This window comes from Pedobacter psychrodurus, from assembly GCF_004331735.1.
GTDB classification, from domain to species: Bacteria; Bacteroidota; Bacteroidia; order Sphingobacteriales; family Sphingobacteriaceae; genus Pedobacter; species Pedobacter psychrodurus.
Genome location: NZ_SJSO01000039.1, coordinates 1 through 12,152, shown reverse-complemented (window position 1 = coordinate 12,152; position 12,152 = coordinate 1). Strand labels below are relative to the sequence as shown.

Here is a 12,152-nt window from a genome sequence, read left to right as displayed (position 1 = left end):
CCACTTGCGCCGCTTTACCTTCAAAAAACAAGGCTTGCCACGTAAGGGAAAGTCACGAACGGTAATTTCATCGAAAAAGCCTTTAGAAATCAATTTCTCACCTGAATATTCCTCAGGATGAATGTTTTTTTCTAAAAGATAAATATGATAAGAGCCTTCAGTAACTTCAAACCTATCAAGTTCAAAGTATTCGGTTAAGCCTTCAGGGAGTATAAAAGATAGTATCGAGGTGTCCAAAATAATAATGTTGAACAAAATTAAATAAACTTTTCAACTCCCCAACTTTTTTGCTTGATCCTTACTTACTTCTTTCTAGTCGATAAAAAAGGAATTGTTTTAACCAACAATGATCTTTCTTTAGATTTTGCTGACGATGAGATCAGCAAAAATTTGGCAGGTAGATAAAGGCGAGTATCGATAATCCAATAGTTGATTCCACAAAAAAAGTCCCGATTTGCATCGGGACTTTTTACGATTTATGTGTTCGAGTTTTCTTAAGCTACTTTAACATTTACCGCGTTTAGGCCTTTTCTACCTTCTTCTACATCGTAGTTTACGGTATCATTCTCGCGAATGTTATCGATTAAGCCTGAAGCATGAACAAAAATTTCGGCATCGCCATTAGATGGAGTGATAAATCCGAAACCTTTAGTTTCATTAAAAAATTTTACTGTTCCTTGTTGCATTATATTGTATTTTAATTTGTTCCAAAGATAGAGTTAAATACCTATAAATCAATTTTTTATTTTTTTATTATATAAATAAATGCTAAATATATTGACTATTTGCCCTTTAAGCCATTTTGAACGGCCTGATTTAACCCACCAGCACTGGATTTATCGCCTTGTTTTATCAACAATTTAAGCTCAAAACATACCTTCGCTTCATCTTTTCGCCCTAAAAAAAAGACCCATAACCAGAAACTGCTTTCTTTCGATTGTTTTTTTGGATGAACAAAAGCGAAAAAGTTAGAAACAAAAGCCAAGCTGCTTTGGATAATTAAAGTTGGTGCTTTAAATTATTGCATGCTATAAACTACCGATAATTTTTCTGGCTAGCTGGAAAGAATTAGGTAATTTAGCTATAAACCAGGCTTTCGTGCTGCTCATAATTAATCATCAGGCTTTCGGTAATTCTTATCACTAATGTTTCGTGCGCTTTACCATCATAGCTTAAGATTAACAAATCGCCAATGATTTCGTGTAAAATTAATTGCGGACTGGTATAGGTGATCGAAACCACATGCGCTGCTTTATTTAACAGATCGGAAGCATAAATGTGCAATTCAGCCCAATCGAAAAGGATCGGATGATCTTCGAGATCGCTTAAAACAGGCATTTTATGTTCTAATGAAGCAATGCTGTTCATTACCGAATACTGAAGTTTTTGGTTTAGCGCGCTTGCCTTTTCGCTGGCTTGTTGCATCTGAGAAAAGGTATGGAGGTGTTGATCCAAGCTATATATTTTTGATCTTTTTTGAAATTCTTTGTAAGTATCGTGAAATATCCGTCTTTCAAAATCTGTTCTGCACATGAAATTGAAATATTGTTTTACGCTAAGGTTAATGCGAGCTAAAGCCATAATATTCGGTTTTTGTTGCTGATTCAAATGTGGGACAATAAAAAAAATTAATTTATAGCGTATCGGTAAACGCTGATTATCAATCGGTAAATAGCGAAACTAGATCTTGATTATGAAAAACGGATGAATATTGTTTTGAGTACAAAGATTTGGCTGAACGACCTGTTATTTAAGATATTTTAACAAATGGACTAGCGAAAAACTGTCATTCTGAATGCACTGAAGAATCCCTCTCCAATGAAACACAGAACTTAAACAAACTAATGTAGATCCTTCACTGCATTCAGGATGACAAATTATCCGTGTTAATCTGTGTCTCCGTGGCAAAAAATATAATGCGCTGATCGGTGAGCCATAGATCATGGAGTCAGAATCAGCCCCCAATTCGAAATTTTTAAAACAGTTTAATTTTCAACAGGTTATTAATAAACAAAACATTTATAACCAAAATCTTAACGATATGGAAACGAGAAACAACTATGGTTTAATCCAGGCTTTACTAGATTGCGCGCTAGCTTGCGAACATTGTGCATCGTCCTGCTTAAAAGAAGAAAACATCAACATGATGATTGACTGTATTAAACTCGATAGGGATTGTGCAGATATCTGTACCCAGGCGGCCAGGTTATTGCAAAGAGATTCAATTATCGGGCACCAATACTTATTGCTTTGCGAAGAAATATGCAGGCTTTGTGCAGCTGAATGTGGCAAACACGATCATGAACACTGCAGACAATGTGCTGTTGCCTGCGAAGAATGTGCAGACGCTTGCCATGCCAATCACGAACCAATTCATCAGGATTAAAAAAAAGCGCCCCGATTTTACATTGGGACGCTTTTAAAAACTACTTTTTATCAGATCAATTACTGGGCAGGGAAGCTATAGTTATATGAACCTTGCTCGCCAACACCAGAAATACTCACCATGTTGTTTCTACCTAAAGGCAATGCTTTTTGTACATCAGCTACAGAATTTACAGGTTGTCCATTCACTTTGGTAATGATTAAACCTTTTTCAACTCCGATATTATCAAAAGCTTTTCCTGTGGTTACCGAGGTTACTACAACACCACTATTAATGCCATATTTCGATTTCTGTGCTTGGGTAGCCGGCGCAAAAGTTGCACCTAATTTCGAAACCTCAGCACCTTTGCTCGTTGAATTTTTCGCAGTTAAGCCAACACTGGCTTCGCCTTTTAATGTAACGCTATAATCTTTAAGCGCACCATCACGTAACACCGTTAATTTAACTTTATCGCCTGGATTTAAACGGCCAACCCTTTCCTGAAGATCAGGTGAATCGTTGATCACTACTCCATCAACTTTTTTGATTACGTCGCCCGATTTAATACCAGCTGCTGCAGCACCACCACCAGCAACAACATCATTCACATATAAACCACTTATTTCGTTGGTTTTAATGCCTTCAGGTTTATCTTCACCGCTTAAGGGCACAAAGTTAACACCAATGTAACCACGTTTAACTGAACCATATTTCATAAAATCATCTACAATTTTACGGGCTAGGTTAACGGGAATTGCAAATCCATAACCTTGATTATATCCGCTTTGTGAAGCGATTGCTGAGTTAATTCCTACCAATTCGCCATTTGCATTTACAAGGGCACCGCCGCTGTTACCTGGGTTAATGGCAGCATCTGTTTGGATAAATGATTCGATACTGGTATTTGCCGGACGATCTGGTCTTTTACCAGTACGTTGGTATTCGCGATATTCCTCTTCTGTAATTTCATTGCCTTGTTGCTCACGACCGATAATACCAATGCTACGGTTTTTCGCACTTACAATACCAGCTGTTACCGTAGTATTTAAATCTAAGGGGAAACCAACGGCTAAAACCCATTCTCCAACCTGCACATTATCTGAGTTACCCATTTTTACTACAGGTAAACCAGTTGCATTTACTTTAATTAAAGCTAAATCTGTGTTCGGATCGCGGCCAATTACTTTTGCCTCAACTTTACGTCTGTCTGTTAAAACTACCTCAACCTTCTCTGCATTTTCTACCACGTGGTTATTGGTTACGATATAACCATCCTGACTAATAATTACACCAGAACCCGATGCCGCTCTAGGCTGACGTTGCATTTGACGGCCACCGCCACCAAAGAAATCTTCCATCATATCAAACGGAGACGAACTTCTGCTACCGCCACCTTGTGCGGCGTATGTTGTTTTAATGTGGACCACTCCGGGTGCAACTACTGCTGCTGCCTGCGTAAAATCTGTTGATCCAGCTGATGATACTTTAAGTGGATTATTTGCGAAGTATAAGTCCTGTTTTTCAGTAATTGTACTGCCTGTTTGGTTACGCTCAAATAGTTTGTAACCTCCAATTGCTGCTGCCCCACCTATAAAAGCAGCCAACACGGTAATTCCTAATATTTTTTTCATGTGTTTATATATTATTATTATTTAAAGTCATGATTTATTATAAGCTTATTTGCTAGCTAATTGTTTGGTTAGCTTATATAATCATTTGTTAAATGTTATTATTTGCGAGAGCATTTTCACTTTGATTTAAGCAGAATGCTCAGGCAGTTTTTATCTGCTCAAATTTTCTTTCGTAAGTTTATTCAAATTTAATACCATATAAACGATATTTGTATCCTCAAAGCACTTAGTTTAGTGTTAAAAAATGTTAAATTAAAAAACACAAACCGCTTATTACCTTTTGCAACTCAAATATTGCATTAAAAAATGAAGCTTTCATGAAAATTAATTTCTTTAAATACCAAGGCGCAGGCAACGATTTTATTTTAATAGACCACACGATGAGTCCATTAAAAAATATTGATAATCAATTAGTTGAAAAACTATGCCATAGAAGATTTGGTATTGGTGCTGATGGATTAATGTTCATTACCAAACATGAGGATTATGATTTTGAAATGCATTATTTTAACGCTGATGGTAAGCTAGGCAGCATGTGTGGAAATGGTGGTAGATGTATTGTTGCCTTTGCCAAACAACTCGGAATTATTGACCGCGAAACAAACTTTTTGGCAGTAGATGGTCCACATTATGCCAGAATTTCAGAAAACGGAGAGTGGGTTGATTTACAAATGATTGATGTAGATACCATTACCAAAGATGGCGAAGCTTATGTACTGAATACTGGCTCGCCACATTATGTTGCCTTACAAAGCAACTTAAAAGACTTTGATGTTTTTACTGTTGGAAAAGACATTCGCTACAATGGAACTTATGCAGAAAAAGGCATAAATGTAAACTTTGTAGAAGACAAAGGGGATCATTTATTTGTGCGCACCTACGAGCGCGGTGTTGAAGATGAAACGTATGCCTGTGGTACTGGGGTAACCGCTGTAGCCATGGCCATGGCGAAACATAAAAACCAAACCGGTCATATTAAAACAGCCATTAAAGTTTTGGGTGGCGATATTAAAATAGAATTCGATTACGACGGTAAGGAATTTACCAATGTATTTTTATGTGGCCCAGCCAAATTGGTTTTTGAGGGAGAAGTGGAATAAACTTCTTTTGCAAACCACCTAGTTTTTTAAAAAAATATAAATCACGAATTCAGTTATGGAGTCCGGTTTTTTTTTGAAATTTCTATTCTTTTGGAAAACAAGAAACAGTTTTTCATCGGGGCTTTCGGTCCCGCTCTTTGCTAAATTCCGATGAAAAATCGGAATACCGCCTCCGATCGGGTTTATTTAAAATTGGTAGTAGCACGACCGGACATCCAGACCTCGCAGGTTTGAGAAACCTGCGAGGTCTTTAAAGCGGTGTGTTTTGCGCTAGGGATTGTAAGGGTTCAGTACCGATCTTTCATCGGTACCGGAGCGAAGCGTAGCCCTGAAAAGCCTGACCCTTTCCCCATTTCCGGGGATTGGGTAGCGCCCAAATCTTTTGACTCTTTACAATTTAATAGTGAAAATCTGATGATCTTATTGACGGGATAGCAACTGGATAAAGAATTGTGTAAAACAGACATCATCAAGCATTTTGTTTACTAAAATACTCAACATTTATTCTAATAAAAATCGTATATTTCCTTTGAATTTAACAGCTTTTAACATCTGTCGCAAGATATTTACACACTGTTTTTCATGCCAAAAAATACGACAACACAATCTACAACAGCACTTTAAAGGAAATCCGATATGTTTTAAATTTAAAAATAAATCAATCGATTGATTAAATGACAGAATTCGGACAGATTTATTTTTTATTAGGCTCTATTTTTGGGCACTTATTGGCGAAAATCGAAGTCTTATTTTTTTGACAACGCCCTTAATTCCGGAAATTTAAATTTAAATACACAGAAATACCCATGAGAAAAGTAACAACTCTCTTTTTTAGCGTAAGCATTGGTATGCTTTTGGCATCCTGCGGAGATAACGATGCAGCTAAAAAAGCTGCCGCTGCAGCAGCAGCTGGTCCACAAGCTTATCCTGTTTTTACAGTAAATACACAAAATACAACCTTAGATTCTGATTATCCTGCAACAATTGAAGGTATTCAAAACATCGATATCCGTCCGAAAGTTGATGGTTTTATCGAAAAAATATTGGTAGATGAAGGTGCTGTAGTTAAGAAAGGTCAATTACTTTTCACCATTAATGCACCGCAGTACCAGCAACAGGTAAGAACTGCAAGAGCTGCAATCAGCAGTGCAGAAGCCGATGTTAATGCAGCTCAGTTAACGGTAAACAAAACCAAACCTTTGGTAGAGAAAGATATCATTAGCAAATACGATCTGGATGCGGCGCAGTTAACGCTTCAAAGCAGAAGAGCTGCACTGGCACAAGCAAAAGCAGAATTGGTAAACGCACAGGTTAACTTAGGTTACACTTCGATTACCAGTCCTGTTGATGGCGTAGTTGGCAGTATCCCTTTTAGAAATGGAAGTTTGGTGAGTAGCTCGAGCGCACAGCCTTTAACTACTGTTTCCAATACCTCGAAAGTGTATGCTTATTTCTCATTAAATGAGAAACAGCTTTTAGATTTTTCCAACATTTATAAAGGAAATACCCTTGCACAACAGATGAAGAACATCCCAGCGGTAAGCCTGGTTTTGGCTGATGGCACCATCTATGCACAGAACGGTAAAATCGAATCCATTAATGGTCAGATCAACACCAGCACTGGTTCGGCAAGTTTAAGGGCAACCTTCCCCAATCCGATTTCATTGTTAAAAAATGGCGCAAGTGCTTCGGTTAGGATTCCTCAGCATGTAGACAATGCCATTTTGGTTCCTCAGAAATCAACAATCGATTTACAGGGCAAAAAGTTCGTTTATGTTTTAGGCGATTCGGCCAAGACAATCAGCACAGAAATTCAGATCATGGAATTGGCCAAAGGCAAATTCTATGTGGTAACCAAAGGGCTTAAAACTGGAGACAAAGTTGTTCTGGAGGGTTTTCAATCATTAAAAGATGGAACAAAAATTAAACCTGAAGAAAAAAGTGCTGATTCAGTTTATGCTGATATCAAAAAATAACAATATAATCAGTGACAATCACACTGTATCAGTGTAATCAATATTAATTATGTTTAAGAAATTTATAGAAAGACCGGTTTTATCAACGGTTATATCCATCATCATCGTAATTCTCGGTGTTTTAGGTCTAGCTACGTTGCCGGTTTCACAATACCCCGAAATTGCCCCGCCAACGGTTCAGGTTTCTACCTCCTACCAGGGTGCCAACGCAGATGTGGTAATGAATAGCGTTGTTGTTCCGCTCGAAGAACAAATAAATGGTGTGGAAGACATGACTTATATGACTTCGAGCGCCAGTAATGATGGTACTGCAACCATTACCGTAAACTTTAAGTTGGGTACCAATCCCGATCTTGCTGCGGTAAACGTACAGAACAGGGTGGCCCGTGCAACGAGTTTATTGCCTGCAGAGGTAACAAAATCGGGTGTAATTACTGCAAAAAGACAAGCGAGTAACGTATTGATCTTTGGTATTTACAGCGACGATCCTTCTTACGATCAGAAATTCTTACAGAATTATGCAAACATCAATATCATCCCGCAGATTAAACGCATCAACGGTGTAGGTGATGCAAGTGCTTTCGGACAGATGGATTATACCATGCGTGTTTGGCTTAAGCCTGACGTGATGGCTGTTTACGGCTTGATCCCTAGCGATGTTAATGCTGCTTTAGCGGAACAAAACGTAGAGGCGGCCCCAGGACAGTTTGGAGAGCAGGGCAATCAGGCATTTCAATATACTTTAAAATATACCGGCCGTTTAAAAGATGAGTCTGAATTTAGCAACATCATTATTAAAGCTGACGCTAATGGACAGATTCTCCGCTTAAAAGATGTGGCAAGGATAGAGTTGGGTGCACAGAGTTATGCCAGTACGGTTAAATTTAACGGAAAACAAGCTTTAGGTATCGCGATTAACCAAACTGCAGGATCTAATGCGAAGGAGGTTATCGAAAACTCGATCAAAACTTTAGATGAAGCGCAAAAATCTTTTCCTAAAGGTGTTCACTATACCACTTTGGTAAACGTAAACGATTTCCTTGATGCTTCGATTGAAAAAGTAATCCACACTTTAATCGAGGCCTTTATCCTGGTGTTTTTGGTGGTGTTTATCTTCTTACAGGATTTCCGTTCAACATTAATTCCGGCCATTAGTGTTCCGGTAGCGATTATTGGTACCTTCTTTTTCCTGAGTCTATTTGGATTTACCATCAACCTATTAACTTTATTTGCACTCGTACTCGCCATTGGTATTGTGGTAGATGATGCGATTGTGGTGGTAGAGGCTGTGCACGCTAAACTGGATGAGGGGTATACCGATGCCAGAAAGGCAACAATAGATGCGATGGACGACATTAGTGGTGCGATTATTTCGATCACTTTGGTAATGGCGGCGGTATTTATTCCAGTGAGTTTTATCTCAGGTTCATCAGGAGTATTTTATAAACAGTTTGGTTTAACACTTGCCATTTCGATCATTTTATCAGCGATTAATGCGTTAACGTTAAGTCCGGCATTGTGTGCGATTTTCTTAAAACCACACAAAGAAGAACACGAAAAATCTAAAAACTTCTTAACCCGTTTTTACGATGCTTTTAATACTTCCTTTGATGCGGTAACGGGAAAATATAAAAAATCGGTAGGCTTCCTATCAAGAACAAAATGGTTGGTTGGTGTAGGGATCGCATTCTTTACCGTGCTCTTAATCTGGACGATGAACACGACGCCGAAAGGATTTGTGCCAAATGAAGATTTGGGAACAGTATTCTCTGATATCTCATTACCAGCAGGAACATCATTGGAAGAAACAGATGTTGTAATCAAAAAGATCGATAGTATTGCGCACACCGTTCCAGAAATTAAAAACTCGTTAAGGGTTGTTGGCCGAAGTTTAATCAGTGGCTCGGGCAGTTCTTACGGTATGGTTATCGGTAGGTTAATCCCATGGGATGAGCGTAAACGTGACGTTAAAGCCATTATTGGTGAGCTTTTTGCCAAGGCAGCAACCATAAAAGGTGCAAAAATTATTTTCTTTGCCCCACCAACCATTCAAGGTTTTGGTACAAGTGGTGGTTTCGAATTTCAGTTACAGGATAAAACCGGTGGCGACATTAAAAAATTCAACGATGTGGGTAATTCATTTTTGGCGGCATTGAGTAAACGCCCAGAAATCCAGTATGCATCAACTTCGTTTAACCCTAATTTCCCACAGTATCAGATTGATGTAAATGTGGCAAAAGTTAAACAGGCAGGCTTAACTGTTAGTGATGTTTTAGCTACACTTCAGGGTTATTTTGGTGGTGTTTATGCCTCAAACTTTAATAAATTCGGAAAACAGTTTAGGGTAATTTATCAGGCAGATGCCCAATATCGCGCCAATCAGCAAAGTTTAACGAGTATTTACGTCCGTAATGCAAGTGGAAAAATGGCACCCATTTCTGAGTTTATCAATTTAGAAAAAGTGTATGGGCCACAGGCTATCTCACGTTTTAACTTGTTTACTTCGATAGCGGTAACAGGCAACCCAAACCCAGGCTTTAGTTCTGGTGATGCCTTAAAAGCAGTACAGGAAGAAGCGGCAATTCATTTACCTACTGGTTATGGCTACGAATTCTCAGGTTTATCCCGTGAGGAGATGGCTGGAGGAAGTCAGACCGTTTTCATCTTTTTACTTTGTGTGATCTTTGTTTATTTCCTACTTGCTGCCCAATACGAAAGTTATATTTTACCGTTAGCGGTTTTATTCTCCTTACCGATCGGGTTGGCAGGTGTATTCGTTTTTGATAAGATTTTCGGAGTAGATAATAACATCTATACACAGATTACCTTAATCATGCTCGTGGGCTTACTCGCAAAGAATGCCATCTTGATTGTAGAGTATGCGGTAGATAGAAGAAGAAAAGGCATGAGCATTGTTAACGCCGCTATTGATGGCGCAACCGCACGTTTACGCCCAATTTTAATGACCTCTTTCGCCTTTATCTTAGGTTTATTGCCTTTGATGTTGTCATCAGGAGTAGGTGCATCAGGGAACAAATCGATCGGAACGGGTGCCGTAGGCGGAATGTTAATCGGTACTTTGTTTGGGGTTTTCGTAATCCCGGCGTTATTTATCGTTTTCCAGTCTTTACAAGAACGTGTAAGCAATAAATCACCTTTTAACGAAGGGATTGAGCATGAGCAAACACCAGAAGAATACGAATTGGCTACTGCTAATAGCAAACATTAATATGAAGAAAATGAATTTTAGATATAAACATTCCATTTTAATCGGTTTAGCCATCCTCAGCCTTAGTGCCTGCGTAACTAAAAAATACGAGCGCCCGCAGCTAAAGAGCGGAGGTTTATACCGTGATAACAATACAACAGACACAACTACTATTGCCGATTTGCAATGGAAAACATTGTTTTCAGATACCACTTTACAGTCGCTGATCCAACAGGGGATAAATGAAAATTTAGACCTGAAACAGGCCATCGAGCGTATTAAAATTGCAGAAGCTACTTTAATACAAAGCCGTGGGGCATTATTACCAAGCTTACAGGCCGATGTAAATGTAACCGACAATAAAGCTTCTGCAGCAGCACAGAATTTTCCGGCAGGAATTAACATCAACCTGGAAACCCAAACTTATAAAGCACAATTGAGCACCAGTTGGGAAGCTGATATTTGGGGGAAATTAAGTAGTGCAAAACGTGGCGCTTACGCTACTTTGTTGCAAAGCGATGCGGCAAAAAGAGCTGTTCAAACCCAGTTAATTGCTACTATTGCCAATAATTATTACACTTTATTGGCACTTGACAAACAGTTGGCGATTACCGAGCAAACCATTAAAGTAAGAACGCAGGATGTAGAAACCATGAAAGCCTTAAAACAAGGCGCTGTAGTTAATGGCGCAGCGGTTGTACAGAGTGAAGCTAATTTATACGCTGCTCAGGTAACCTTACCTGATTTAAAAAGAAGTATTAAAGAGGCTGAAAATGCACTTAGTGTTTTAGTTGCTAAAGCGCCAAATGCGATTAACCGCACTACCTTAGATCAGCAAACACCATATGCTAATCTACAAACTGGCGTTTCTGCACAATTGTTAAAAAACCGCCCGGATGTAATAGCTGCCGAATTCGGTTTCAGATCAGCTTTCGAAAACACGAACGTAGCGAAAGCTTATTTTTATCCTGCTTTAACCATTACTGCAACAGGCGGCTTATCAAGCTTACAATTGCAAGATTTTTTCAGCAAATCTATCTTCTATAATTTGGTGGGTGGTTTAACACAGCCAATTTTTGCAAAAGGAGCTAACAAAGCCCGCTTAAAAACAGCTGAAGCTAATCAGCAAATTGCTTTTTACAACTTTCAACAAACACTGTTAACCGGTGGACAGGAAGTATCAAACGCACTGTATGCCTATCAAACCGCTACAGAAAAAGAAGAAACTAGGGCTAAACAAATTGCCTCGTTAACCAAAGCGGTAGATTTTACCAAAGAATTGTTACGTTACAGTTCGGCAACGAACTATACTGATGTTTTAACTTCAGAACAAAGTTTGTTAACAGCTCAATTAAGTGGCATTAATGATCGATTACAAAAATTACAGTCAGTTGTAAACCTTTACCGTGCATTAGGCGGTGGTTGGAAATAAACCAATAATTAACAAGTTTTTAAGGCATTCTGATTTTCAGGATGCCTTTTTTGTTGTTTAATAGGAGGCCGTCATCCTGAGAGGTCAGTTTTAGAAAAAACAAAGGGGTTGGGATGACAGAATACGTGGTATCGTCATTCCGGGGCTGACTAAAAAGGGTATAAGAAAGTACAGCCGTTGCTTGAAAAAGCAGCGGCTGTTTAGTAAATTTAAGTGCGAAAGAAATTTACTATATGGCTAAGATACAAAGTTCAGCACAATTCAAAAGCTACCAACCTCAACAAATTCTATTATTACCTCCTTCGCTTGATGAGTTAATCGAAGAACATGATCTTGTAAGGGTGGTTAACCTTGTTGTTGATTCGCTGGATATCAGCGGGCTGATCAACCAATACAAAGGCGGTGGAACAACAGCTTATCATCCGCGGATGTTATTGAAG

Annotated in this window: 9 protein-coding genes and 1 pseudogene; 6 read left to right on the top strand and 4 right to left on the bottom strand. The window is 38.7% G+C overall.

Translation table 11 applies throughout. From position 1 onward, the window contains the following. The 3 genes from EZ456_RS24560 to EZ456_RS24550 form a co-directional block, all read right to left on the bottom strand. Positions 1-237 (bottom strand): ISAon1 family transposase N-terminal region protein (locus tag EZ456_RS24560; protein WP_131534801.1); only part of this gene is annotated, 237 nt, incomplete at its 3' end. 257 nt (positions 238-494) lie between these two features. Next, on the bottom strand, positions 495-686 hold the full coding sequence (locus EZ456_RS24555; protein ID WP_010599638.1) for a cold-shock protein: 192 nt from the start codon (positions 684-686) through the stop codon (positions 495-497). Positions 687-1,077: 391 nt separating this feature from the next. Next, positions 1,078-1,581, bottom strand: coding sequence for a hypothetical protein (locus EZ456_RS24550; RefSeq protein ID WP_131534799.1), 504 nt, complete (start codon positions 1,579-1,581; stop codon positions 1,078-1,080). Between the two features lie 460 nt (positions 1,582-2,041). On the opposite strand from EZ456_RS24550, the gene EZ456_RS24545 reads away from it, so the two are divergent. After that, positions 2,042-2,386, top strand: a complete 345-nt coding sequence (locus tag EZ456_RS24545) for a four-helix bundle copper-binding protein (protein WP_131534797.1) — start codon at positions 2,042-2,044, stop codon at positions 2,384-2,386. A gap of 59 nt (positions 2,387-2,445) precedes the next feature. Here the strand turns inward: EZ456_RS24545 and EZ456_RS24540 are convergent, their stop codons facing one another. After that, positions 2,446-3,996 (bottom strand): trypsin-like peptidase domain-containing protein, encoded by a 1,551-nt coding sequence (locus tag EZ456_RS24540; RefSeq protein WP_205945171.1) that lies wholly within the window; start codon positions 3,994-3,996, stop codon positions 2,446-2,448. Positions 3,997-4,313: 317 nt separating this feature from the next. Here EZ456_RS24540 and dapF point away from each other — a divergent pair, with 317 nt between their 5' ends. From dapF to EZ456_RS24515, 5 genes and pseudogenes are all read left to right on the top strand, one after another. Next, positions 4,314-5,096 (top strand): diaminopimelate epimerase, encoded by a 783-nt coding sequence (dapF, locus tag EZ456_RS24535; RefSeq protein WP_131534793.1) that lies wholly within the window; start codon positions 4,314-4,316, stop codon positions 5,094-5,096. Positions 5,097-5,902: 806 nt separating this feature from the next. After that, on the top strand, positions 5,903-7,072 hold the full coding sequence (locus EZ456_RS24530; RefSeq protein ID WP_131534791.1) for an efflux RND transporter periplasmic adaptor subunit: 1,170 nt from the start codon (positions 5,903-5,905) through the stop codon (positions 7,070-7,072). 49 nt (positions 7,073-7,121) lie between these two features. After that, entirely contained in the window at positions 7,122-10,301 is a 3,180-nt protein-coding gene (locus EZ456_RS24525) for an efflux RND transporter permease subunit (protein ID WP_131534789.1), read from the top strand. 1 nt (position 10,302) lies between these two features. Further along, positions 10,303-11,712, top strand: coding sequence for an efflux transporter outer membrane subunit (locus EZ456_RS24520; protein ID WP_317130016.1), 1,410 nt, complete (start codon positions 10,303-10,305; stop codon positions 11,710-11,712). A gap of 233 nt (positions 11,713-11,945) precedes the next feature. Next, a pseudogene (locus EZ456_RS24515) lies at positions 11,946-12,152 on the top strand (IS1182-like element ISMsp1 family transposase); the annotation flags it as partial.